At 35.8% G+C, this 25,865-nt stretch carries 23 protein-coding genes; 11 read left to right on the top strand and 12 right to left on the bottom strand.

Annotated elements, in window-relative coordinates; all coding sequences use genetic code 11:
• Nucleotides 1-67: 67 nt before the first annotated feature.
• Complete coding sequence (dnaJ, locus tag CQ022_RS19720; RefSeq protein WP_105683998.1) at nucleotides 68-1,186, top strand: molecular chaperone DnaJ; 1,119 nt, start codon at nucleotides 68-70, stop codon at nucleotides 1,184-1,186.
• 48 nt (nucleotides 1,187-1,234) lie between these two features.
• Here dnaJ and CQ022_RS19715 read toward each other — a convergent pair whose 3' ends face one another.
• Nucleotides 1,235-2,812 carry a T9SS type A sorting domain-containing protein gene (locus CQ022_RS19715; RefSeq protein ID WP_165791693.1) on the bottom strand — a complete coding sequence of 526 codons (1,578 nt, stop codon included), beginning with the start codon at nucleotides 2,810-2,812 and terminating at the stop codon, nucleotides 1,235-1,237.
• A 170-nt stretch (nucleotides 2,813-2,982) separates the two neighbouring features.
• The gene (locus CQ022_RS19710; RefSeq protein WP_105683996.1) at nucleotides 2,983-3,867 is read right to left on the bottom strand and encodes a DUF808 family protein; all 885 of its coding nucleotides are present in this window, start codon (nucleotides 3,865-3,867) and stop codon (nucleotides 2,983-2,985) included.
• A gap of 155 nt (nucleotides 3,868-4,022) precedes the next feature.
• On the opposite strand from CQ022_RS19710, the gene CQ022_RS19705 reads away from it, so the two are divergent.
• The 3 genes from CQ022_RS19705 to CQ022_RS19695 all read left to right on the top strand — a co-directional run bounded on the left by CQ022_RS19705 (nucleotide 4,023) and on the right by CQ022_RS19695 (nucleotide 6,937).
• Nucleotides 4,023-4,505 (top strand): tetratricopeptide repeat protein, encoded by a 483-nt coding sequence (locus CQ022_RS19705; protein WP_228421801.1) that lies wholly within the window; start codon nucleotides 4,023-4,025, stop codon nucleotides 4,503-4,505.
• A gap of 120 nt (nucleotides 4,506-4,625) precedes the next feature.
• Nucleotides 4,626-6,017 carry a serine hydrolase domain-containing protein gene (locus tag CQ022_RS19700; RefSeq protein ID WP_105683994.1) on the top strand — a complete coding sequence of 464 codons (1,392 nt, stop codon included), beginning with the start codon at nucleotides 4,626-4,628 and terminating at the stop codon, nucleotides 6,015-6,017.
• 50 nt (nucleotides 6,018-6,067) lie between these two features.
• Entirely contained in the window at nucleotides 6,068-6,937 is an 870-nt protein-coding gene (locus CQ022_RS19695; protein WP_105683993.1) for an alpha/beta hydrolase, read from the top strand.
• A gap of 279 nt (nucleotides 6,938-7,216) precedes the next feature.
• Here the strand turns inward: CQ022_RS19695 and CQ022_RS19690 are convergent, their stop codons facing one another.
• From CQ022_RS19690 to CQ022_RS19670, 5 genes are all read right to left on the bottom strand, one after another.
• Nucleotides 7,217-7,915, bottom strand: a complete 699-nt coding sequence (locus CQ022_RS19690; RefSeq protein ID WP_105683992.1) for a DedA family protein — start codon at nucleotides 7,913-7,915, stop codon at nucleotides 7,217-7,219.
• A gap of 86 nt (nucleotides 7,916-8,001) precedes the next feature.
• Nucleotides 8,002-9,114, bottom strand: a complete 1,113-nt coding sequence (gene prfB / locus CQ022_RS19685; protein ID WP_105683991.1) for a peptide chain release factor 2 — start codon at nucleotides 9,112-9,114, stop codon at nucleotides 8,002-8,004.
• 333 nt (nucleotides 9,115-9,447) lie between these two features.
• Nucleotides 9,448-9,732, bottom strand: a complete 285-nt coding sequence (locus CQ022_RS22765) for a hypothetical protein (RefSeq protein WP_123864460.1) — start codon at nucleotides 9,730-9,732, stop codon at nucleotides 9,448-9,450.
• A gap of 18 nt (nucleotides 9,733-9,750) precedes the next feature.
• On the bottom strand, nucleotides 9,751-10,857 hold the full coding sequence (locus CQ022_RS19675; protein ID WP_105683989.1) for an NAD(P)/FAD-dependent oxidoreductase: 1,107 nt from the start codon (nucleotides 10,855-10,857) through the stop codon (nucleotides 9,751-9,753).
• 108 nt (nucleotides 10,858-10,965) lie between these two features.
• Nucleotides 10,966-12,318, bottom strand: a complete 1,353-nt coding sequence (locus tag CQ022_RS19670) for an AAA family ATPase (protein WP_105683988.1) — start codon at nucleotides 12,316-12,318, stop codon at nucleotides 10,966-10,968.
• A gap of 116 nt (nucleotides 12,319-12,434) precedes the next feature.
• On the opposite strand from CQ022_RS19670, the gene CQ022_RS19665 reads away from it, so the two are divergent.
• The 4 genes from CQ022_RS19665 (at nucleotide 12,435) to CQ022_RS19650 (ending at nucleotide 15,599) form a co-directional block, all read left to right on the top strand.
• Nucleotides 12,435-13,337 (top strand): ABC transporter ATP-binding protein, encoded by a 903-nt coding sequence (locus CQ022_RS19665; RefSeq protein WP_105683987.1) that lies wholly within the window; start codon nucleotides 12,435-12,437, stop codon nucleotides 13,335-13,337.
• A 2-nt stretch (nucleotides 13,338-13,339) separates the two neighbouring features.
• A complete protein-coding gene (locus CQ022_RS19660) occupies nucleotides 13,340-14,185 on the top strand; it encodes an ABC transporter permease (RefSeq protein ID WP_105683986.1) in 846 nt (281 codons plus the stop codon).
• 122 nt (nucleotides 14,186-14,307) lie between these two features.
• Complete coding sequence (locus CQ022_RS19655) at nucleotides 14,308-14,952, top strand: hypothetical protein (protein ID WP_105683985.1); 645 nt, start codon at nucleotides 14,308-14,310, stop codon at nucleotides 14,950-14,952.
• A complete protein-coding gene (locus tag CQ022_RS19650; protein WP_105683984.1) occupies nucleotides 14,949-15,599 on the top strand; it encodes a hypothetical protein in 651 nt (216 codons plus the stop codon). The genes CQ022_RS19655 and CQ022_RS19650 overlap by 4 nt, the downstream gene beginning before the upstream one ends.
• Before the next feature lie 41 nt (nucleotides 15,600-15,640).
• On the opposite strand, the gene msrB is transcribed toward CQ022_RS19650, so the two are convergent.
• The 4 genes from msrB to CQ022_RS19630 form a co-directional block, all read right to left on the bottom strand.
• Nucleotides 15,641-16,738: a peptide-methionine (R)-S-oxide reductase MsrB gene (msrB, locus tag CQ022_RS19645; RefSeq protein WP_105684015.1), complete on the bottom strand. Its 1,098-nt coding sequence runs from the start codon at nucleotides 16,736-16,738 to the stop codon at nucleotides 15,641-15,643.
• Nucleotides 16,739-16,761: 23 nt separating this feature from the next.
• Nucleotides 16,762-17,199 (bottom strand): DUF417 family protein, encoded by a 438-nt coding sequence (locus CQ022_RS19640; protein WP_105683983.1) that lies wholly within the window; start codon nucleotides 17,197-17,199, stop codon nucleotides 16,762-16,764.
• A gap of 79 nt (nucleotides 17,200-17,278) precedes the next feature.
• On the bottom strand, nucleotides 17,279-17,548 hold the full coding sequence (locus CQ022_RS19635) for a hypothetical protein (protein WP_105683982.1): 270 nt from the start codon (nucleotides 17,546-17,548) through the stop codon (nucleotides 17,279-17,281).
• A gap of 5 nt (nucleotides 17,549-17,553) precedes the next feature.
• Nucleotides 17,554-18,108: a sigma-70 family RNA polymerase sigma factor gene (locus tag CQ022_RS19630; RefSeq protein ID WP_105683981.1), complete on the bottom strand. Its 555-nt coding sequence runs from the start codon at nucleotides 18,106-18,108 to the stop codon at nucleotides 17,554-17,556.
• Between the two features lie 276 nt (nucleotides 18,109-18,384).
• Here CQ022_RS19630 and alaS point away from each other — a divergent pair, with 276 nt between their 5' ends.
• A complete protein-coding gene (gene alaS, locus CQ022_RS19625; RefSeq protein WP_105683980.1) occupies nucleotides 18,385-20,988 on the top strand; it encodes an alanine--tRNA ligase in 2,604 nt (867 codons plus the stop codon).
• 93 nt (nucleotides 20,989-21,081) lie between these two features.
• Here alaS and CQ022_RS19620 read toward each other — a convergent pair whose 3' ends face one another.
• Nucleotides 21,082-22,128 carry a serine hydrolase domain-containing protein gene (locus tag CQ022_RS19620; protein ID WP_105684014.1) on the bottom strand — a complete coding sequence of 349 codons (1,047 nt, stop codon included), beginning with the start codon at nucleotides 22,126-22,128 and terminating at the stop codon, nucleotides 21,082-21,084.
• Nucleotides 22,129-22,404: 276 nt separating this feature from the next.
• Here CQ022_RS19620 and CQ022_RS19615 point away from each other — a divergent pair, with 276 nt between their 5' ends.
• The gene (locus tag CQ022_RS19615; RefSeq protein WP_105683979.1) at nucleotides 22,405-23,883 is read left to right on the top strand and encodes a hypothetical protein; all 1,479 of its coding nucleotides are present in this window, start codon (nucleotides 22,405-22,407) and stop codon (nucleotides 23,881-23,883) included.
• A gap of 69 nt (nucleotides 23,884-23,952) precedes the next feature.
• On the top strand, nucleotides 23,953-25,767 hold the full coding sequence (locus CQ022_RS19610; RefSeq protein WP_105683978.1) for a cytochrome-c peroxidase: 1,815 nt from the start codon (nucleotides 23,953-23,955) through the stop codon (nucleotides 25,765-25,767).
• The last annotated feature ends 98 nt before the right edge of the window (nucleotides 25,768-25,865 follow it).

Raw genomic sequence — 25,865 nt, 5'->3', positions numbered from 1 at the left:
TGAATGTTTCACTTATTAGCTTTACAATATCTTTTATCATCTATCAACAATCAATTATAAAATTGTCATGTCAAAAAGAGATTATTACGAGGTTCTTGAGATCAGCAAATCTGCATCCGCCGAGGAAATAAAAAAAGCATACCGTAAAATGGCCATCAAATTCCACCCAGATAAAAATCCTGGGGATAAAGAGGCTGAAGAAAAATTTAAAGAAGCTGCTGAGGCTTATGAAGTTCTGAGCGACGATCAGAAACGTGCAAGATACGATCAGTTCGGTCATGCCGGAGTAGGTGGAAATGGCGGTTTCGGAGGCGGTGGCTTCGGAGGCGGAATGAACATGGAAGATATTTTCAGTCAGTTTGGAGATATTTTCGGTGGTGGTTTCGGAGGATTCGGTGGTGGTGGCGGAGGCCGTCAGCAGGTAAAAGGTTCTAATTTAAGAATCAGAATCAGGCTGAATCTTGAGGAAATGGTAAACGGTACTCAGAAAACTATCAAAGTAAAGAAAATGAAGATGGCAGAAGGTGCCACTTCAAAAACATGTCCTACCTGTAACGGTTCCGGTGTTCAGTTAAAAGTAATGAATACTATGTTTGGTCAAATGCAGACTCAAACAACCTGTAGTACTTGTCAGGGAATTGGAAAAGTTGCTGACAAAATTCCTGCAGGAGCTAATGCCCAAGGCCTTATTAAAGATGAAGAGGAAATTACAATCAATATTCCGGCAGGAGCAAGAGACGGTATCCAGCTTAATGTAAGAGGAAAAGGAAATGATGCCCCGTTTGGTGGAATTCCGGGAGATTTGTTGGTGATTATTGAAGAGGAAGTAGATCAGGTGATCAAGAGAGAAGGCGATAATCTTCATCAGGAACTGTATGTTTCATTTGCTGAAGCCGCTTTAGGAACTAAAAAAGAAATTCCTACAGTAGGTGGAAAAGTAAAAATCACCGTTGACCCGGGCACTCAATCCGGAAAGATCTTAAGATTGGCAGGGAAAGGACTTCCAAGTATCGACAGCTATGGTAAAGGAGACATGTTCATCCACATCAATGTATGGACGCCACAAAAGCTTACTAAGGAACAGAAAGACTTCTTTGAAAAGCAGATGTCCAGCGGAGAAATGGTTGCAGAACCATCCGGAAAGGAAAAAACTTTTTTTGATAAAGTAAAAGATTTATTCAATTAATATAAAAAAGCCGGTTTTAAAAGATTAAAACCGGCTTTTATTTTCAATTTATTTTTTAATAACCTTTATGATCTGTTCTTTCTTATCATATTTCAGGCGAAGCAGATAAGTTCCAGACAACTGGCTTTTAAGATCAATCTTTATCTTACCATCTTGTCTGGTGTGTTCCAGATTTTTAACCAGTTGCCCCTCCATACTGTATAAAGCTATATTTTCCAACCTGCTTTCGGTACCCAAATCAATATACAAAAAATCTGTTACGGGATTTGGATAGAATGAGGGTACTTCTTTTTTACCTGTTTCAGCGGTATTCAAAGTTTCATTATTTAAAACAATTCTTGCCAACGCAAACTGCCTGTCATTATGAGAGGAATCTCCTGAAATCAAAATTCTTTTATTGTTATCAAACTTCATTGCAGATATTCGCCTCAAAGAGTTATAAGTTGGAAGTCTGAACAATCCATTAGTTCCAAAAGATAAATCCGGAGTTCCATCAAAATTAAATTTGGTCATAAACATCCAGTCGTTTTCATAATAGTTTCCAGCGAAGAAGAATGTTCCCCCTACATAGAGTCCATTATTACCTAAAAGGATAGAATTAGAGTTTTCACTTCCCGCATCCGGAATATTAACTACCTTACGTTTCGCAACCCCATTGTTTCCAAAATTATTAACAAACTGCCCCTCAGGGTTTATTTTTGCTACCCAGGTTTCTCTGATGTTATTTACGGTTGCAGATCCTGTGATATAAAAATTTCCGCTGGTGTCTTGAACCATATTTCCAAATTCAAGGAGATTACCCAAATTGAAAATTAGTTTACCACTGTTTCCAAATGTTGTATCATAAGTTCCGTCCAGATTTAGCCTTACTACGAAAATATCATTAGAGCCGTTTGTTGCCTCTGAGGTATCGGTAATTCTTCCTATTCCGGCAACAATAAGCTTATTATTCACTGCAAAAATACTCATAGCGCTTACTCTTTCCTGAGAAAGTCCGGTATTTATAGTAAAATAAAACTTTCCATTGGTACCAAAGGATGTATCTACGGTACCATCCTGATTCAATCTCAATAAACATGCTCTTCTTTTAGGATATCCATATTCAGCCCCTCCACATACAATAATTTTCCCATCAGATAATTCAACAGCATTATAAGCTACATCAATGGTCTCAACAGTTGCGGGATACCCCATATCAACAGCAAGTCGTCCACCGTTACCAAATGTTGAATCTAAAGTACCGTCCATATTAAATCTTTCAATAAAAAAATTCTGACTGTACATATAACCTACGTTCCCAACCGTTAAATATTTACCACTGCTTAGTTTAATGATTTTATAATGTGAAGATTGATTTTGAGTGATTTTAATACCTGCATTTCCAAATGAAGTATCCAGATTTCCATTAGGATCTACTTTATAGATAGCTCTTTTGGCTCCGGGGCCAATGTTTCCAAGTACAATAGCACTATTATCTTGTTCTACAAAAATATCACCTGATTTGTCCCAAGTTGTAGATGGATTATAGAAATTGATTCCATAAGTACTGAAAGTTGCATCGAGCATCTGTGCATTTGACAAAAATGATGAGAATAAAAAGCTTACATAGAATAATTTTTTTGTCATGTTTATTTTTTTTGCAAAGATAATCTTTACCCTGACAGCAGCAACCAAACCAATATTTACAATTGCATTTTCCATCTATCAAAGAGTTTTGTTGCAAATCTTAAGAAAATAAAAAATCCTGCACTCTCACGAATACAGGATTTTTTGGGTTATTTAATTCTAATTCTGTTTTATTTTTTTGTTGCCAGAGCGTAAATCCCTTTTCCTAAAGTAAAAACTGCTACTGCAGCTAAACCTCCAACAACTCCAAGCGTAAGTTCTTTCAAAACATCCGGCCAAGTTGGAAGTATGCCATGAAAAAATTCAATCCTATGTAGAAAAATTCCACCAGCAACCATTATTAAGGCAATTGTTCCGACAACTCCTAATATTTTAATAACAATAGGTAAAGCCTTCACTAATAAATGCCCAAGACTCCCGAAAAAACCTTTATCATTGCTTTTCTTTATTAATTTAAACCCAGCATCATCCATTCTTACAATCAAAGCTACAATTCCATAAACTCCAACAGTGGCAATAAATGCAACCAAGCTCGTTACTAAAATCTGCGTAATGAAAGGATGACTTTCTTCCAATACGGTTCCTAAAGCAATAATAACGATCTCAATTGATAAAATAAAATCCGTTGTAATTGCCGATTTTACTTTCTCTTTTTCTATTTCTTCAGAACTTTTTTCGTCTTCTACCATTTCCTCTATAACTTCATGACCCTTTTTGTCACGGTGAAAAAGAAATTCTATTACTTTTTCAACACCTTCAAAGGCCAGATATAATCCTCCAAGGATCAGTACATAATTAATAGCCGGAGCATACAACCAATTGAGTAAAAAAACGACAGGAAGAATAATCAGTTTATTGATAAATGATCCTTTGGTAATTGCCCATAAAACGGGAAGTTCTCTAGAGGAAAGAAAGCCAGTGGCTTTTTCTGCATTTACAGCCAGGTCGTCTCCTAAAATTCCTGCTGTCTTCTGGGTAGCAATTTTACTGGTAACTGCTACATCATCCATCAATGCTGCAATATCATCCAAAATTGCAAAAAAGCCTGATGCCATATTTTAATATTTTTTTAATCTTTGTTAAGTTCAGCAAAAATAATTATTTAATTCCGTTTTTGGATTCATAATATGACAATAATTTTGAAAATTATGAGAAAGATTAAACAATGCTCCATTTTCAATATTTTATATCTTTGTTTAAAATCTATTCCATGGATGAAAACTGGGAGACCCAACTACAAAGTATCTGGCTAAAACTTGGAGCAATAAGCAGTGAAGCTTTTATTCAGCAAATTAAAAATCATGTAGAATTACTTACAGTGGCAGATTCCCGGGCTATTGCAGATTTTGAAAGAGCCTGCGCTTTTGACTCTACCGGACATGAAAAAGAGGCAGAACCTTTGTACAGATCTGCATTAGATAAGGGATTAACCGGCTTACGAAGAAGAAGAGCAAGAATCCAGCTGGCAAGTACCTTAAGAAACAATGGGAAAATAGAAGAAAGCATCCATATTTTAAGGGAAGAAAAAGCTAATGAGTCTGATGAACTGAATGATGCGGTAGATTCTTTCTTAGCACTGTCTCTTTCTTCAGCAGGAGAGCACAAAGAAGCACTATCTATCGCTTTAAAAGCACTCTCAAAACATTTGCCCAGATATAATAATTCTTTGAGCCGCTATGCTGAAAACCTTTAATTCTAAACTCTATTCCGGCGTTTCTACCAGATATGACATTCAAGTCCGGTCCTTACAGACACAGAATTGTACACGATCAATATTAAGCTTAATTTTAACCGTTTTTTTAAACCTGATACTATGCGACATCAATTTCAATCTTTAGCTTTAGGATGTTTATTTTGTCTGTTCAGTACCATTTGCTCAACGTTAAAAGCTCAGACAGAAACTCATCTCAATACTGTTAATCAGGCAAAGAAAAAACAGGAAATAGACAGCATTATACAAGCATACGCTGCCATTAATAAGTTTAATGGAACTGCTTTAATCCATTATCAGCATAAAAATATTTTCGAAAAGTCATACGGCTGGCAGGATGCAGAGAAAAAGATATCCAATCAGAACAAAAGTGTATATCAGATTGCTTCTTTAACCAAATCATTCACTGCCCTGGTTATTGTAAAACTAAGTGAGGAAGGAAAACTTTCTTTTAAAGATCCAATTTCAAAGTTTATTCCAGATTATCCGAGAGGAAATGAAATTACGATTGAACACCTCCTCACCCACACTTCAGGTATTTATGAAGTGCTGCGAAATAAACAGTATTTCAGCCTGCTTCACACCGGAAAATCAATAGCCAAAAATAAAGAACTCTCCTTTTTTAAAAATGAACCCTTGGATTTTGAGCCCGGCACTCAATTTTCGTATACCAATTCAGGGTATATTATATTGGGACTCATTATTGAAAAACTCACAGGACTTTCCTATGAAAATGCGGTAAGAAAAATCATCTTAAATCCTCTGAAGATGAATCATACAGGGTTTAATTACATGACCCTTAAAAGTCCGCACAAAACAGTTCCTTATTCTTATATTTCAAAGACAAGACAGGAAAAAACTGAAGTATGGAATTCCACATTAACGGGTCCTGCAGGACAAATCTATAGTACTGCCGAAGACCTGTACAATTACTATATCGGATTGAGAGATTATAAAATTGTATCCAAAGAAGCTTTTAAAAAAGCTACCACACCTTATTTAAGCGGTTATGGCTACGGTTGGTTTATTGATGATCTTTACGGGAAAAAACTCATTAACCATGGTGGGAATATAGAAGGCTCTACAAGCTATTTTGCCATGCTTCCTGAAGATGACCTCTGCATTATCCTTTTGAACAATATTACAAGTAAAAAGCTGGAGAAAGCTGGAAATACTATTTTAGCTGCCCTGTTAGGACAACCTTATACCCTTCCACAGCCGAAGAAAGAAACTACCCTGGGTGCTGACATTCTTAAAAAATATGTTGGTGATTATGCTCTTTCTGATGATAGTGTTATTCATATTCTTGACGAAAACGGTCAGCTTTTTATCCAGAACAATAAAGATCCTAAAGTAAGAATGCTGGCTGAAAAAGAGGATGTATTTTTCCTGCAGGATGATGACACCGAAATTTCTTTCATTTTCAAAAAAGGAGAAAAGGATGTTATTACGATCAAAAAAGGACTTTCGTCAAAGACCGCAGAACGACTTTAATTCAACATTAATCATTTCATAATCAATAGAATTTTTCGTAAATTTAAGTAATGAAAAAGCTCATTCTCAGGTATCATTTTTTTGTCATGGGATGCATTGGTTTCCTCTTGCAGTCCTGCAATACGAAATTCAGAGTATGGGTTGGTCCCGGAGGTCAGCAGAAGATTTACAATTTGAAATATGGTGAGCATAAAAGACAGAAAATGGATGTCTTTCTTCCCAAAGATTATGCTGAAGATTCTCCTGTAGTCCTTATTGTTCACGGCGGAGCATGGACATTAGGTAAAAAAGAGCATATGATTCAGGTTCAGAAAATGCTTTTTGAAAACCGGATTCCGAGTATCAATATGAATTATAGATTGGTTTCTACCAAGGAAAAAATCACTTATAAACAACAGCTTGAAGATATTGCCCTGGCTATTGAAAAATTCAATTCTTTAGCAGAAAAGGCGGAACTTCAACCCAACAATTATATTCTTCTGGGAGAAAGTGCTGGTGGACATCTGGCCTTACTTTACGGATATCAGTATCCTGAACAGATCAAAAAAATCATCTCTTTAAGCGGTCCGACAGATTTTTATAGCCCGGAATATCTTAAATCTTTTTATTCCAAGTATACCTCTCCTACTTTTCAAAAGGTAGTAGGAACCAAATTTGACCGGAAAAACATATCTGAAAACTTTAAAGAAGCGAGTCCTATTGCCAATATTACAAATGTTCCTACTCTCCTATTTCAGGGAAATAATGATTTTCTGGTTAATCAGCACCAGGGAATTGCTATGGATTCAGCGCTTACAAAAATGAATATTCCACACAAATTTATTTTTATGAAGGGTGCCGGACATGCTCCAAGGTTTTTCAGTAAAAGAAAAAGAGACAGCATTATCTATCCTAACATTCTGGAATGGATTAAAAAGTAAAGATGTCTCAGAATTTATTTGATTATTAAACGCAAAGGATAAATAATTACAGCGCTTTATTGTAAGAAAGCAAAGAAGTAGTGACTTTGTCACTGATAAAGCTCACGAATATATATATCCATACACTTAGAGAAAATCAATTTCATCGATTCCTACCTTTGCTCTCTTAAAATAATACTCAATACAAATTAATCTTTGCGTTTAAAAAATTCATTTACAAGCGATAAAAAAGCCATCTCTTATTGGAGACGGCTCTATATTTTTGATTGAATGTATTATTTATTCAAAGTCCTGATCTTCATATTTTTTAGAAAGATCTTCTTTTTTTCCAAAAACAAACTTGAAGATCACCGGAAGTGTAGTGACTAACACGATGACGATAATGATGTATTCCAGCTTTTGTTTTAAGTTGATTCCAAACTGTTCCATAAAAAGTTTGTCCAAATAATGCCCTGCAAAGATCAGAATGAATGACCATAACACAGCACCAATGATGTTATCTCTTAAAAACTCTTTTTTATCCATTTTTACAATACCTGCTACAATAGGGGTAAAAGTTCTTACAACAGGTAAGAATCTTGCCATAATAACAGCTAATGCGCCATGTTTTTCAAAGAAATCGTGTGCCTGATAAAGGTATTTCTTCTTGAAAAGCATGGAGTCTGGCCTTTTATATAAAGCAGGTCCTGCCTTTCTTCCAAAATAATATCCTACTTCATTTCCGATAATAGCTGCAAGAGCTACCCCTGAAGCTAACAATGTGGTATCTAAGAAATCGCTTCCTGTAGATCCAAAAGTCTCTTTGATGATTTCAACGGCATAAATCCCCGAAACGAAGAGTAGTGAGTCCCCAGGTAGAAAAAATCCTACAAAAAGACCTGTTTCAGCAAAAACAATAAACAAAATCAGCCAAAACCCTCCCATTTTTATATAAAACTCCGGGTTTAATAAATCCTTCCAGCTATTGAAATCTTCCATAAATATCGATGAACAACAAAAGTAAGCCTAAAATGTCTGAAACAAAAATTAATTATAAGATTTTAACTAAAATTCAAACATGATTTTTATAAGTCTAGATCATCATCGGAAACTGCCGTTCCATCGGCCATTAAGAATGCTTTTAAGAAAGGAGTGATATTTCCGTTCATTACGGCATCCACATCAGACGTTTCATGACCTGAGCGTACATCTTTCACCAATTTGTAAGGATGCATGACGTAGTTTCGGATCTGGCTTCCCCACTCGATCTTCATTTTGTTGGCTTCTATCTCATTTCTGGCCTTCATACGCTCTTCCAATTCCATCTCGTAGAGTCTTGAACGAAGGAGCTGCATTGCTTTTTCTTTATTCTGAAGCTGAGAACGGGATTCCGAGTTTTCAATAATAATCCCTGTTGGTGCGTGACGAAGACGTACAGCAGTTTCTACCTTGTTTACGTTCTGTCCTCCTGCGCCGGAAGCTCTCATGGTTTCAAAACTGATGTCTGCAGGATTAATATTAATTTCAATAGTATCATCCACTAAAGGATATACATAAACAGAAACAAAACTTGTATGACGTTTTGCATTACTGTCAAAAGGAGAAATTCTTACCAATCGATGTACTCCATTTTCGCCTCTTAAATATCCAAAAGCAAATTCCCCTTCAATTTCCAGGGTGACAGTCTTCACACCTGCCACATCTCCTTCCTGAAAGTTCAGTTCACGGATTTTATAGCCCTGTTTTTCGGCCCACATCGTATACATTCTCATCAGCATGGCTGCCCAGTCACAACTTTCCGTTCCTCCTGCACCTGCTGTAATCTGAAGAACAGCTGAAAGCTCATCTCCTTCATTGGAAAGCATATTTTTGAATTCAAGATCTTCAATTTTCTCTACCAATTGCGGGAATGTTTCATCCAGTTCTTTTTCAGAATCCGGATCTTCTTTCGCAAAGTCAGCTAAAACCTGTAAATCTTCAAACTGTGTCTGAATTTCATCATAGCCTTCTACCCATTTTTTCTTGGAACGAAGCTGTTTTAGAAATGCCTCAGCAGTTTTTGGATTGTCCCAAAATTCGGGTGCTGCCGTTTTTTCATCATCATTGGCAATTTCAATCTTCTTTTTTTCAATCTGAAGGTATCTGTGTAAGTCTTCAATCCTGGATTGAACTTCTTTTATCTGGTCGTTGTTAATCACGAATTTTTCTTTTTGCAAAAATAAGGAATTCTTTTAGAGTGGAGCATTCTGAGTTTAAAGTTCCAGGTTTTAAGTTTTGGGTTCGGATTGGAGCTTTATTAAGGCTTCAGAAGATGATTAGAAGTTACGATTATTTAATAATTTCAGCTTCAAAGCTTCTCCTAAGGAATTCTTTTGATTGTTTACTTTCAGATTTGAAACCTACCATTGTCAAAGCATACACTAACAAAAGCATACCTAAAGGAAGAAAAAGTTCTACCGATATTTCTTTTTCTCTTATAGCTCTTATAGAAACACCTATGAAGAAAATCAGGGCAAATGAACACCAGACTATTAAAAAAATAATACAAATGCATGTAATGATAGAGCCACCTGTATTTTTACTCCATCATTTCCCTTTTGAATTCTACCGTTTATCTGAGGAAGAAAAGAATTCCTGTATTGTATCACTCTGCTGATTTCAAAGCTATTATTATGGATAGATCCTTCATATTCTTTTATATAATTTCTCCCTAAACCAAATTTTTTAGGCTCTACAAAACCGGAGAGTCTTGTTAAAACTTCCTGTTCAGATAAGTTTGTTTTGTAAGTAATACGTTCAAATGGCAAGTATTTCATAGGTATCAACCGTGGTATTTATATCATTTCTGCTATCATTTCTCCAATCTTCGGAGCTAATGCCACTCCCATTCCTGAAAGTCTTACCGCACAAAACTGTCTTTCTGAAATCTGTTTTACAATCGGTGACTTTTCATCACCCATAGCCATTATTCCTGACCAACGAAGGGCAATAGTAAAGTCATTATCAGGAAGGATCACTTCTTTTAAAAAGTTTTCCAGATGGTGCTGCAGAAATTCTGTGGTTTCAAATGCGGAGGTTTCTTCTGTTTTAAAATCCTGATTTCTTCCACCACCCAGCAATACTCTGTTTCCTACATTTCTGAAATAATAGTAGCCTTCGTCATAATGAAACGTTCCTTTAAGTTTTAAATCTTCTATAGGCCCAGTCAGAAGAATTTGTCCGCGGGCAGGAATAATATTTTCATTTTCCAGAAACGTTGAAGTGAATGCATTGGTACAATAGATGAGCTGATCGGCTTTTACAGAAAGATCAGTGGAAAGATAAACCTCAACTTCATTGGCTGTTTCTTCAATATTTCCAACTTCTGTTCCGAATAAAAATTCAATTTTCAGTTCATGACATTTTTCCAGCAGTTTCTGTAACAGCTTTCCTGAATGCAGACTTCCTTCACAAGGATTCTCCACCAGAAATGTAGATTTTTTTAATCCGAATTCCAGTATTTTGTCCTGTTTCAAAGTATAGGTTTGATCCAGTCCGGTTATTGCTTTCAGCTTTTCATTTATGTCGTCAATATGAGATAAAGGTTCTTCATCATTGAGAATTTCATAGCCTCCATTCAAGTCAAAATCAATTTCTTCATGGGTAAAATAATGTCTGATTTTCTGCAATCCGTCAAACCTCATTTTAACAAGTGCCAGCGTTTTCTCCCAACCCATTTTATGAGCATCTGCAATAACTTCAGTAAGGCTTCCAAAGCAGGCAAACCCGGCATTTCTCGTGGAAGCACCCAATGGAATGGCATTGCGTTCAATAATCAAAACGGATTTTTCAGGATATTTTTCCTTGATGGATATGGCTGTCCATAGTCCGGAAAACCCTGCACCTATAATGATGATGTCTCTTTTTCTGTAGAAAGTGTCCAGTTCCCAGATGCTGTTCATAAATTATGAGTAAAATGATGAGTAATTTTTTGTAAAATGTATAATGTAAAAAGTATTAATGTACGATGCAGTACAACCTTAAACTTTAAACCTTAAACTTTGAACAACCTATCCTTTATCCTCTTCCTCATTATGCTGGAATCCGATTGCTCTTACCGGTTCTTCAACAACTCTGTAGGTTTCCAGCTCATTTTTCAATCCCTGAATTCTGAATTGGAAGTCATCAAAATTATTGATAATGGCATCAGTAAGAAATCTGGCTACCTGATCAAGATATTCTTCCGTAAGCTTTGATCCGGCATCCCTTAATGCGCTGTCTAAAAGTTTCTGATCAATTTTCAGCTTTTCGTTTCTGGTTTTTTGGTAAAGGTTTTTAATTCTTTTCTTGAGGCTTTGGGTAAAATCTATCAGCATCGTGTTGCTGAATGCTTTCATTTTTGAAGCGATTTCATGCCAGAAAGGAATTTTATCCGCTTTGTTATTTTTAAGTATTTTATAGAGTAAAGAATCTTCCTCAAGTCCTCTGGTCATGGCGTAAAGAATAATTTCTGAACGCTCTGAAGCATTAGGTGGAAAGATCGGTATCATCACATCAAATCTTCCAGGAGCAAGAATTTCCTCGTCAATTTCTGAAACAGAATTGGCAGAACCTACCATCAAAACACCTTCTTTTTCAAATTTCCCGATGTAATGAAGAATCAGCTCCTGAGCTTCCAGATTGCATGATGCAATATCGTTTTCAGCTCTTCTCTGCATCATAATTTCATCAAAATCATCCATGAAAAGCAGCATTTTGTTTTCCTTCATCATACTCAGCAGGAAATCACTGAAGTTGATTTCATTCCCGTCAATCAACGAAGTTCCTAAATAGTGCTTTTTGACTTCTTTAAACTGATAGCCGATGATTTCAGCAATTTTATTAGCCCAGAATATCTTTCCGCTTCCCGGAGGTCCGTAGAGAATAATTCCTGCAGGTTTATTGATGCCCCAGTCTTTAATCTGTTGTGGATTCAGAAAAGGTTCCAAAACCGTAGAGGTATAAAAGAACAAGTCTCTGTATCCTATAAAATCTCTTTGTTTAAGACTTGTTTTATGTCCAAAATAATCATAGACAAACTGATAGTTCCCCCCCAGTTTGTTATCAATCCCATAGCTTGATATAGAAGATTTGAAAAAGCCATTATCGAAAATATTAAGATTATTATCCTTGATTACTTTTTCCACCTTGTCTTTTGGCTGCTTAATCACTTCGGCAATCTGCTCCAGGGTTTTATTTTTATCAAGATCCTTTTCGTATAATCTTAAAAAATCTACATTTTCGCGGGCAAATTTTTCAAAATCGTCTTTTACCTCAAAATTCGTACTGACACAGTCTACCAATTCAAGATCAAAATCCTGTATAAACTGTTTTATGGCTTCTGCAGAAACATTGAGTTCTTCTGCCAGTTCAATTAGCTTCATAAGTGTTGGTTAATTCTATCAAATTTAATGTATTTACCAATAAATTGACATTGATTTATGATAATTCTGTAACATTATCTAATTTATATAGACTACTACTATGTAAAACAAATTACATGGAAAAGATTTTATCAGTAAAAAATTTGACAAAAAAATTCAAAAGAGTTGTAGTCAACAATATTTCTTTTGATGTTGAAAAAGGAAACGTTTATGGGCTATTGGGACCGAATGGAAGTGGAAAATCCACCACTTTCGGGATGTTGCTTTCCACCATTAATCCTACCAGTGGAGATTGGTTTTGGTTTGGCAAAAAAGGAACTGATCCGGAAACGTTAAAAAAGATCGGAGCTATTATTGAGCAGCCCAACTTTTATCCTTATTTAAGTGCAGAAACCAATCTTAAGATTGTGGCAGAAATCAAAAAAACACCCTATTCTAGGATTGATGAAGTTCTAAAGACCGTTAATCTGTATGAAAGGAGAAAAGATACTTTCAAAACTTTTTCTTTGGGAATGAAGCAGCGTCTTGCTATTGCTTCAGCGATGTTAAATAATCCTGAGGTAATGATATTGGACGAACCCACCAACGGATTGGATCCTGAAGGAATTATTCAGATCAGAGAAATCATCAGTGAAATTGCAAAGCAAGGCATTACGATTATTATTGCCAGCCACCTTCTGGATGAAATTGAAAAAATCTGCAGCCATGTCATTGTATTAAAAGAAGGAAATTCTATTTATTGCGGACGAGTGGACGAAATGACATCCAATAATGGATATTTCGAATTAAAAGCAGACAACAATACCTTGCTTATGAATGCATTGAATGAGCTGCAATGGTTTTCTTCCATCAATCAGGAAGGAGATCTTATCAAAGCTCAGATCCGTGATGATGCTTCTATTTCTGCTTCAGCCATGAACCAGAAACTGGCAGAGAAAGGAATTTACCTTTCCCATTTGACCAAGAAAAAACTATCTCTTGAATCTCAATTCCTTGAACTTGTAAAAAACACCAACTAGTCATGATCAAATTATTAAAACTGGAATACTACAAAAACCTGAACTACAAACCGTTTAAGGTTTTCACCATACTTTATTTTGCCATTCTTGTCGCTTTGCTTTTCATCGGATTGGTTGACTTTGATATTTTCGGAGGAACCATTAATTTAAAGGAACAGGGGATTTACAATTTCCCGGAAATCTGGAATTTCACGACATGGATTGTTGCTTTATTAAAAATTTTCCTGGGACTGATTATTGTTTTTTCCATTTCACAGGAATTCAGTAACCGAATGTTCAAGCAAAATACGATTGACGGATTAAGCAGAAAGGAATTTATCACTTCAAAATTGCTGACCATAAGTATTTTCACCATTGTTTCAACGGCAATTGTATTGGGTCTTACGATATTCCTTGGATATCAGTATTCTAATACAACCGAATCAACAAAGGTTTTTGCGGAGATTTTCTTTATCGGAAATTACCTGGTAAAATTATTTACGTTCTTCTGCTTCTTAATGTTCCTTTCCATTTTATTGAGAAAATCGGTATTTGTATTTCTTGCTCTTTTTGTTTTCTGGATTGGTGAGGGAATTTTAACAGCTGTTGAAACGTATTCAAAAGTAGCAGGAATGCAGGGAGCACAAAGAAACGAAGTTCTTCAGAATGACTTTTTTATTACCCATCTTTTACCGCTGGAAAGTATGTCTAATCTTATTCCGAATCCGATGATGAGATTGAATATGGCCAAAATGATGGGCCTAAAATATGAATTCCATTACCCTACAGAAAGCCTTGTTGCCTGTCTGGTCTGGTGCGCTATTTTCATCTTCGGATCGTACTCGATTCTGAGAAAAAGGGATTGGTAGAGGTCAAGATTTAGAATTTAAAGATTTAATCATTAAAATATTTAAATTATTTTTAAAGTGGTTCGGTTTCGGATCACTTTTTTTGGCTTAATATTTTCATTCTGCCTTTTCAAAAACTAACCATGAAAAAAATATTCTACGTACCCGGATTAATCAGTGCTGTGCTGATTCCTATTTTATTCTGGTATTATGGAAATCAGAGGGTTCACCCGCCCTATAGTGTAATGGATCTTGGGCTTCCGGCGAAAGTCAGACCCAATAGAACTTTTGACAATACTTTTGAGCCTTACAGAAATTGGAATTATAAAAAGATAATTGTCTCCCCTAATGCGGCTCTGCAAAATCAGAAATTGTATGTCTCAGAACTTAAAAAATTGCAGTCAAGAAATGAGAAAGAATCTGGAATAGAATTTATCATCAACGATAGTAATAGTTATCAGGATTTTATTGCCCTTATTGATGCAATGACACTTTCCCATCAGGAAATGTATGGTGTCGATATAGAGAAAACAGGGCATTTTTTTGCTATTCATGAATATAAAGATTCGGATAAAATTGAAAGAAGTTATAACAGTATTTGCGGAACTGAGACCAACACTATTTATTACAGCGAAGAAAACCATTATAAAGGCTTTGATACTTTAAAATATTTGCCTGATCTTCCCAAACAGTCATTTTATGTGATTTTTGGCTTTCTATTATTTGTGAATATTTCCATGTTCAGCATTAAAGAAAATCTTCAAATCCAAAGAAAAAGATTAGCATGAAAAAAATATATTACTTTCCCGGGTTTATCAGTGCTATCATTATTCCAATTCTGTTCTGGTATTATGGAAATCAAAAGTTTGAAGAAATTAATGTTTCTGTTATGGATATCGGACTTCCTGCTAAAGAAAGAGAAGGGAGTAAAAATACATTTGCAAGTTTTGAACCTGCAAGAAACTGGAATTACAAAAAAATTAAAATAGCCCCGGGTACTGCTAAAGAAAATTCAAAATCATATGTTTCTGAATTGAAACAACTTCAGGAAAGAAATAAGAAAGAATCTGGTATTGAATTTATTTTAGATCAAAATAATACCTATGGTGATTTTGTATCAGTTTTGAATGATCTGGCAATCGCCAAACAAGATCAGTATGCCGTTGACCTTGAAAAAACAGGACATATATTTGCGGTCTATAGTTATATTGATCCTAAGTTGCAATATCCTGAATATGAATGTTTACTTTGTAATGATACTATAGATTGGGGGCCAGCAGAGACTATGAATGCTTTTGAATCTACCCGCTATGGGAAAATCTTTAATATGTTTAGAACTGCATCCAAAGAAACCTCTTACATTATTTTCGGGTTTCTCCTATTTCTAAATATCTCTATGCTCAGCATCAAAGAAAGATTTCAACTACATCATTAATTCAAAATAAAAGGCTGCCATTGGGCAGCCTTCCTTTCACATTACTTTTTATCTAACAATGGAAGATATTTTCCGTATCCTTTACTCTCCATTTCTGCTTTTGGAATAAATTTCAGAGAAGCACTGTTGATACAGTAGCGAAGTCCTCCTTTATCCTGCGGTCCATCTGTGAAAACGTGTCCCAGATGGGCATCACCGGTTTTACTTCTTACTTCTACTCTATCCATTCCATGGGTACGATCCAACTTTTCGTCAATCAAAGCCTTTGTAATAGGTTTTGAGAAACTTGGCCATCCACATCCGGATTCAAATTTATCGGTAGAAATAAACAAAGGTTCTCCGGTGGTAATATCTACATAAATTCCTTCACGGGTTTCGTTCCAATATTCATTTTGAAAAGGTCTTTCTGTACCGTTTTCCTGAGTGACATTGTATTGTTCTGCAGTCAGTTTTTCCTTTAAAGCTTTTTTATCCTGTTTATGATAAGCTGGTTTTGGAAGCGGATTGGCTTTTTTCGCCATTTCAAAAAGTCCTGGTTCAATGTGACAATATCCGCCTGGATTTTTATCCAGATAATCCTGATGATAATCTTCTGCTTTATAGAAATTTTTCAATGGAATTGTTTCTACAAGCAATGGCTTGTTATAATTTTTTGCCAGTTTCAGAACTTCATCTTTTACCACAGCTTCATCTGTTTTATTGGTGAAATAGATTCCCGTTCTGTATTGGTTTCCTCTGTCATTTCCCTGCTGATCTTTACTTGTAGGATCAATGGTTTTGAAATATAAATCAATCAACAGTTTCAGATCCACCTGTTCCGGATCATATTTTACTTTTACCGTTTCAGCAAAACCTGTTGTATGACTTACCACCTCTTCATAAGTAGGATTTTGAGTATTCCCATTGGCATAACCCACTTCTGTTCCTACCACTCCTCGAATCTGTTGAAAAAAATGTTCTGTTCCCCAGAAACATCCACCTGCAAAATAAATCTCTCTAACGTTTTTGTTATCCATAATTTTCTCATTTTCTTTTTTAATTTCCACTACATTAGGCTTCGTTTTCTTAAAAAGCCCTGATCCCGCAGCAAATACTGCTATACCCAGAATGATTCCGAGTACAATGAATATATTTTTCATTTTATCCTTTTTATTCATTACTATTATTTTTGAACGATCATGAATCCGAATCCTAAAAGCATAAGGTCTTTTAAAATAAAGAAATCCGTCACAGGCACTCCATCTACTATTTTCCACATTCCCGGTGTTGTAAATAAATAGCTTAAGGTTACCAGAAAAGTTACCATCATTCCTATCCCTGCATACTTTTTCAATACAGCAAATTTCGCACTAAATATCAGGAGTAATGCAATGATAATTTCTATCGTTCCGATAAGATTTGACACTGCCTGGACGCTTATGATTTTATATACGAAAAAAGTTAAGAAATGGTTTTCTACCAAAGGTTTTATGGCAGCAGCTTCTGTAGGGGTAAATTTGAAGATACCAATCCAAAGCAATATAAGCGCTGCTCCGAAAAGCGAAATGTAATACCCGATTCGGGTTAATTGATTTTTAGATTCCTGTACTGTTCCGACCATGTTTTAAGATTTTAATTGAATACTTTATTGTTTTCAAAAGTATAGTCGGAGCATTTTTAAAATCCTGACAGAAATTTTCTTAGAAATTTAATTTATCGATCATTTTGTTTTTAAAATCCTGAATTTCAGATTCATTTATTTCAGTTTTCTCTTCAGAAAATTTCTTTTTAAACACTTTATCCAGAAGTGCCAGTTTTTCATTGTACATTCGGCACCATTTGCAGATCATCAGGTGCATGCTCAGCATCCGGTTTTCTCTGGAAGAAATGGATTGGGCATTCCTTTTTTCCATCAGTAAAGTAGCTTCACTGCATGGTAAAAATAATATATGTAGTATTCTTCTTATCATTTTTCTTATGATTTTGAAAACCAGTTAAACTCCAAACATTCTCTGAGCTGCATGCGGCTTCTTTGCAAAATCTTCCAAAGATTAGTCGTAGAAACACTCAATTCCTGACTTACTTCCGGTGCTTTTTTTTCTTCGATATAATACATTTTAAGCAGGATCTTCCATCTGGAGGGCAATTCTTCGATACATTCCTCCAATGTTTTAGTAAAATCTGCGCTGTCTAAAAGTTCATCTCCTTCCCCTGAGACATTCCAGTCATTCAAAACATCATTATTTTTCCAGGATCCTGTTTCATCAAAAAAATGATCGAGTCTGACATTGGGTTCGGATTTGTATTTTTTCCGGTAAAAATCTGCCACTTTCCTGTTCAGAATAGCCATCAGCCAGGTCAGAGGATTACTTTTCCCCTCAAAAGAATCATGGGCTGAATAGGCTGCAAGAAAAACTTCCTGAACAACATCCTGAGCGTCTTCTTTATTCGAAAGTACATACAGTGCCCGCTTCAAAAGCGGCCCGGAATACTGCTCTATCCAGCTTTTCAACTCTTCATCTTTTGTCATTGGAGGGATTTTTATCTTATCTCAGATCACAGCGAAGGTAATAAGTTAAACGGAAAATTGCAAAATTAATAAATAATCATTGGTTACAGACTCTGCAAATTGTACAGGCTTTGAAACCCTATACAATTGATGGAAAGAGATTAAAAATTCTGATGTACATTTATTATCAAAACCCACCACCATTCAAAACATAGTATAAAATTATTACAAATCGCTTAAAAATCTTAAATTTGCATCTTATCAAAATTTGATACTAAAAAAAGCAAAAGCAATACTATGACATCACAAGAGATACGTCAAAAATTTTTAGATTATTTTAAAAGTAAGGAGCACTTAATCGTTCCTTCAGCTCCTATTGTGCTGAAAGACGACCCTACCCTTATGTTTTCCAACTCCGGAATGACGCAGTTCAAGGATTTTTTCCTTGGCTACAAAACCCCTACCGCCCCTAGAATTGCCGATACCCAAAAGTGTCTGAGAGTTTCAGGGAAACACAATGACCTGGATGATGTAGGTAGAGATACTTATCACCATACCATGTTTGAGATGCTGGGAAACTGGTCTTTCGGGGATTACTTCAAAAAAGAGGCTATTGCTTTTGCCTGGGAATTACTGACTGAAGTATACGGAATTCCAAAAGAAAATTTATATGTAACGATTTTTGAAGGAGACGCTTCTGAAAATCTGGACAGAGACCAGGATGCTTTTGATTTCTGGAAATCTCACATTTCAGAAGACAGAATCATCAACGGAAATAAAAAAGATAATTTCTGGGAAATGGGTGAAAGCGGACCATGCGGACCGTGTTCAGAAATCCATGTTGACTTAAGAACACCGGAAGAAAAAGCTAAAGTTTCAGGACTTGAGTTGGTGAATAACGACCATCCGCAAGTTGTGGAAGTATGGAATCTGGTTTTCATGGAATTCAACAGAAAGGCAGATAAATCTTTAGAGAAACTTCCTGCGCAGCATGTAGATACGGGAATGGGCTTTGAACGTCTTTGTATGGCGCTTCAAGGAAAGTCTTCCAACTATGATACAGATGTTTTCACCCCGCTTATTTCTAAAGTTGAAGAACTTTCAGGTAAAAAATATACGGGAATTTTAGAAGACGAAAAAGATATTGCCATCCGTGTTGTGGTAGACCACATCAGAGCGGTTTCTTTTGCTATTGCAGACGGACAATTACCATCCAATGGAGGTGCAGGTTATGTAATCAGAAGAATTTTAAGAAGAGGAATTTCTTATTCTTACCGATTCTTAGGAATGAAAGAACCTTTCCTTTACAAATTGGTTGCTGTTCTGCAGGAACAAATGGGACCTTTCTTCCCGGAACTTGAAAAACAAGGAAAACTGGTTGCTGAAGTAATCAAAAGTGAAGAAGATTCATTCTTAAAAACAATTGAAAATGGTTTAATCAGAGTTGAAAAACTGATTCAGCAGACCATTGCAGATCATCAGAAAGTATTACCAAGTGAAGAAGTTTTCGAATTGTATGATACGTATGGATTCCCTGATGATTTAACAAGAATCATTGCTGAAGAAAAAGGGCTGACTATTGATGTAGCGGGTTTCAAAGCTGAAATGGAGAAACAGAAACTTCGTTCAAAAGCTGATTCTGCTCAGAAAGTATATGACTGGGTAAACCTTGAATCAAAACCTGAAACCTTTGTAGGATATGATCAGATAGAGTCTGAAACGTATATTACCAGATACAGAAAGGTAGAAAACAAAGACGGAGAGTTTTACCAGGTGGTATTAAGCAACTCTCCTTTCTATCCTGAAGGAGGTGGACAGGTTGGAGATAAAGGTGTTCTTGAAAATGCTGTTGAAAGCTTTGAAGTACTTGAAACTAAAAAAGAAAACGGATTGATTATTTCATTGATCAGCGGGCTTCCAAAGGATGCAGGTGCTGTTTTCTATGCAAAAGTAAATGCTTCTGACAGAAAGAATTCTCAGGCTAACCACTCTGTGACTCACCTTCTGCATGAAGCTTTAAGAGATGTTTTAGGAACTCACGTAGAACAGAAAGGTTCTTATGTAGGTCCTGATTATCTACGTTTCGACTTCTCTCATTTCAACAAAATGACTGAGGAAGAACTGGCATTAATTGAAGAAAAAGTAAACAAAAAAATCAAAGAAAGTATTGCTTTGCAGGAGTTCAGAAATATTCCGATTCAGGAAGCTTTGGACAAAGGAGCAATGGCATTGTTTGGTGAAAAATATGGTGACAGTGTGAGAATGATTCAATTCGGAAGTTCAAAAGAACTTTGCGGAGGAACTCACGTGAAAAACACCAGCGAAATCGGTCATTTCAAAATCACTTCTGAAGGTTCTGCAGCAGCGGGAATCAGAAGAATTGAGGCTATTTCAGGAGATAAATCTGAAGAATATTTCAACAATCTTGAAAAACAGATCATTGAACTTTCTCAACTGCTAAAATCGAAAGATGTAGTAAGGTCTATCGAAAAACTCATCGAAGAAAATGCTTCATTGAAAGCTGAAGTAGATGCTCTTAAAAAGGAGAAAGCAAAAGGAGAAATCGGAGAATGGAAGAATGCTTATGAGCAAAAAGGCAACAAGCAGCTTCTTGTAAAGAAAACTTCTCTGGATGCAGGTTCTGTAAAAGATATCGTATTCCAGTTGAAGAGAGAGATCCCTTCTTCAGTGACGATTATTCTTTCTGATGCAGACGGAAAACCAATGATTACTGTTGGGGTTTCTGACGATCTTGCAGCAGATTATCAAGCTGGAGCTATTGTAAAAGACCTTGCAAAAGAAATCCAAGGCGGCGGCGGCGGAAACCCAGGTTTTGCAACAGCAGGTGGTAAAAACCTTGATGGTTTGGAAAACGCTTACCAAAAAGCTTTGAATATTTAATTAATTCTTATCAAAATAGTACCGCTTCGCGGTTTTAAGGATAAACAATAATCCCTTTCAAAAATTGAAAGGGATTATTTGTATTTGATCAGTTTATTTTACGTTGAGGTCATCATACAGGCTATCCACTACTTTTTCTAAAATTTGTCCTGTTTCATTAAAGCTCGTATTTGTCAATATGGATATTCCAATATTTTTTTTAGGATAAATCACAAACCAATTCTGCATTCCGTATATCCCTCCATGATGTCTGTACATTAATCTCTTATCATCTTCTATGATATACCAATGGTAGCCTTCCCAAAAATCAGAACCTTCTTTAAATAATTTTTTATGAGATTCCTTGACAATAAGATTGGACGGGTCAAGTTGTAATTTCATATACTTCACTAAATCCGGAGTGGTAGAGTGCAGTCCTGAAATTCCGCCCCATAAAGTTCTATTGAAGTTAGGCATTAACTCGTTTTTATCGTTATAGCCTTTTACCAATTTTGTTCTGTCATTTTCATTGAGTGTAAACTTAGTCTGGTCCATTTTATTGGGTTTCAAAACAAATTCAGTGACCAGCTCTTCAAAAGGTTTTTGATACACTTTTTCAAGGATATATGCTGTTACCTCCGGAGCCGTGTTTGAATAGTAATATATTTCTCCAGGCTTCGTTTCAATTTTGATCAGTTTTAATCCTTCAAAAAAAGCCTTTTTATTTTCGCTTTTTATAGGAAAATTAGGAAATCCACTGGTATGGGTAATCAGGTGTTTGATTCTTATAGGTTCACCTTTAAATTCTAAATTGGGGTAAGATTCGTCAAGATAAATTCTAATATCATCCTCTAAATTGATTTTTTTATCAAGAACGGCTTTAGCGGCTAAATAACCTGTAAAAGTTTTAGTTACAGAAGCCAATTCATAAAGTGTAGAATCGTTGGGTTTGTTTCCTTTTCCAATAGTGAGCTCGCCAAAATGTTTGATTGTGGATTCCCCATCTTTCAACACTGCAATGGAAACGGAATGAAATCTTTTGTCCTCTAATAGCTGAACAGCATTTTTCGTAATTGCATTTTCAATATTTTGTTTATTGACTTGCTGAACACTTTTGCACCCAAGCAGGGCAAAAAACAAAATAACAGTTAAATATTTCATGGTCATAGTTTAATTTACTGAGTAAGTGGTTGCCATTTGTTTTACGCAATGTCAATCCAAATTATAGTTTCGTTAAAAATAAATAATTATCCATTAAAAACAATAATTTTTCAATCCCATTTTCGTTCAAAATTCTCTTTATTTATATCCGTTCTAATTATTGACCTTACCTTAACAAATCATCACTTAATCTTAAACTATTTGTTTTGTCTTCTTAAAACTTAGTTAACACTAGACCTTTAGTTTTGCCTTAATCGAAATTCAAAAAATATAATTATGAAAATTAACAAAACTATTGGAGCTCTATTCCTTACAGCGATTGTTTTTCAAGGCTGTAATGATGACAATAACGGGGATTCCAACACCCCAGCCAATGACAAAATCAAAATTGAAAATTTTTCTAAAGAGCCTGCTTTCGTTTATGGAATGCAAGGTTTTGAAAATTTAAATATTACCACCCTTATTTCCAGCTCAGATGTACTTCCAGGTTCTCCGGATTTCGTTTTCGGAGGTCAGCCGGACGGAATGGGAATTATGAAAGATCCTAACTCTGATGGTTACCTGATGATCACCAACCATGAGATCAAACAATCAGTATCCAGAGTATATTTAGACAAAACGTTTAAACCTGTAAAAGGAGAATATATTTTAAATGGAACCGGAGGAATGACAAGATTATGTTCCGCTACCTTGGCAACTCCTGAAATTCATGGCTTCAGTGCATTCCTTACTGCTGGAGAATCAGGTGAAGAAAGTATGGTTCATGCCTTGAATCCACTGGCAACAGTATCTCAGGCAACAGATAAAACAAGAGTAAAACCAGCTTTAGGAAAGGCTTCAATGGAAAATGCAGTTCCGCTTCCTAAAGATGTTTCTAACGGAAAATCTTATATCGTTATCGGGGAAGACCAATCTTATTCATCTTCTCACCAATCTGCAGGACAGTTGATCATGTATGTAGCCGATACGCAGGGAGACTTAGATAACGGTAAGTTGTATTCTTTGAAAAGAACCAACAGCAACTATACTGAAACCGATATGACAAAAGGAAACAGCTATGATGTAGAATTCGTAGAAATTCCGAATGCTAAAAACCTTACCGGAGCTCAGATCAATCAGAAAAATATTGATAATAATGCCATTCGTTTTTCAAGAGTCGAAGATGTTGATTACAGAAAAGGAGCTGGAAAGGGAAGAGAAATTTACTTTACCGCTACAGGAGAATCTTCTGATGGTGTGAATCCAAAAGCAGGATTAACCATGTGGGGAAGAGTTTACAAACTTGTTTTGAACTCTAACAATATGCTGACAGGAAAATTAGAAGTGGTAGCAGAAGGAGATTCCAATCCAGGAAATAACCTTATCAACCCGGACAACTTATGTGTAACTGAAAACTTTGTGTACATCCAGGAAGACGGAGATTCTTATTACAAAAACGCCAACCATGATTCTTATATCTGGCAGCTGAATATTGCTACAAAACAATACAAGCCATGGCTGAATATGAGACACAACAGAAGTGATTCTGCATGGCAGACGGCTTATAACCAATCCGGAGATCTTCAGAAATTCGGTTCATGGGAATTCGGTGCGATGGTTGATATTTCAGACATCATTGGAGTTCCGAATACATTCTCTGTGAATATCCACTCTCATACCTGGCAGCTGGATAAATTCAAAAATCCTGACGGTTCCGGAATCAACACCAATAAAGAAGGTGGACAGATTGTAATCATCAGAAACGTAGAAAAATAGTTTTAAATTCTTCATATCAAATTAATTAAAGTATCAATAGAAAATCTCTGTTGATACTTTTTCATACCTATGCATAAACTTTCAAAATACCCGATACTCCTTTTCTTATACTCTGCAGCAGCACTTTTTACACTCTATTATTGTAAAAATGATAAGCAGCAGCCTGTGTACGAAGATCTTGGTTCTGTAAAAAGCAGGATTATCAAAACCAATATTGATTTTGAAAAACAAATCAACGAGCTGAAAACTCTGGTTGCTAAAAGTTCCGATGAAAAACTCCTTCAGCAAAAGTTTCAGGATATCAGAAAAACCTACAAAAAAATGGAATGGGCTGTAGAATATTTCCTGCCCCATTCTGCAAGGTTTATCAATGGTCCTGCCCTTCCTGAAATAGAAATGGATGAACACACCGAAATAGAACCGGAAGGATTACAGGTTTTGGAAGAGATGCTTTATCCTTATGACCAAGCAAACAAAGAGGAAGTGACCCGAATGCTTAATAAACTTATCAATAAAAGCAATACGATAGCCACCAACTTTCAGGTGATTACCATCAGTAAAGATCAGGTTTTTGATGCTTTAAGACAGGAAGCTTTCAGAATTTCCAGTTTAGGAATTTCAGGTTTTGACACTCCTGTTTCAGGTGTATTTTTGCAGGAAATGCCCTCTTCTCTGGAAGGGATTAAAGAAACGCTGAAGCAAATTTCTACTGATCGGTCAAAAGATAAAGCTTTAAAAAATATTGTGGCAGAAATCAATTCAGCTATTGAAGTTCTGAAAAAAAATACAGACAAAAATACGTTTGATTATGTCAATTTTATCCCTGACCACCTGAATAAAATCACTGCTCTGATGCTTGATTTTAAAAATCAGGAGAATATTCCGGATGTGGAAGTAACCACTGCTCTCAACAAAAATGCCGCTACTTTTTTCTCTAAAAATGCTTTTAACCCTAATGCTTTCACGCCAGGAAAGGAATATGCCTATTCTGAAGAAAAAGCCGCTCTTGGTCATCAGCTTTTTAATGATAAAATTCTTTCCAACAGCAACAACCGGAGCTGTGCCACCTGTCATATTCCTGAGAAGGCATTTACGGATGGGCTTGCCAGATCTATGTCTCTTGAAAATTCAGAACTTGCCAGAAATGCCCCATCGCTCAATTATGCAGGATATCAGCATGGTCAGTTTTGGGATATGAGAAAAGATGATCTGGAAGGGCAAAGCTCCGATGTGATCTCCAATAAAGAAGAAATGCATGGTGATTTGAATATCATCCTTGCAAAAATCAATCAGGATAAAAACTATCAGGCAGCCTTTAAAAAGATTTATCATTCTCAGAAAACTGAGGTATGGCAGCTGCAGAATGTACTGGCAAGTTATATCCGTTCTCTGGCGAAATTTAATTCTGACTTTGATGAATACATGAGAGGAAATAAATCCGCAATGACGGAAAATCAAAAGCGTGGTTTTAATCTTTTTGTAGGAAAAGCTCAATGTGCCATATGTCATTTCTTACCTTTATTCAATGGTACGGTTCCTCCAAATTTCAAAAAAACGGAACAGGAAGTGCTGGGAGTAGCTGTGAATGGAGAGAATCAAACATTTGACAATGATCTGGGAAGAGGAAAATTCCATGAAACAGTGGCTTCATTACAGCATTCTTTCAAAACACCAACCCTTAGAAACATTAACAAAACAGCTCCCTATATGCACAATGGAGGATACAAAACGTTGAAAGAAGTCATGAATTTTTATAATAAAGGGGGCGGAAAAGGATTGGGATTTAAAATAGAAAACCAAACCCTTTCTGATGCTCCATTAGAACTAACGGACAAGGAAGTAGATGATCTTATCGAATTTATGAAAGCTTTGGATGATCAATAAATCCCCGGAAAACAACAAATAATTAAAAAACTCCTGTACCTTATATGTTTAGGAGTTTTTTTATTGGAAATCTCCAGAAAATACAGAAAGACTATCTG

Source organism: Chryseobacterium culicis (genome assembly GCF_002979755.1).
Taxonomy (GTDB): domain Bacteria; phylum Bacteroidota; class Bacteroidia; order Flavobacteriales; family Weeksellaceae; genus Chryseobacterium; species Chryseobacterium culicis_A.
This window is presented reverse-complemented; position numbering and strand designations above follow the sequence as displayed.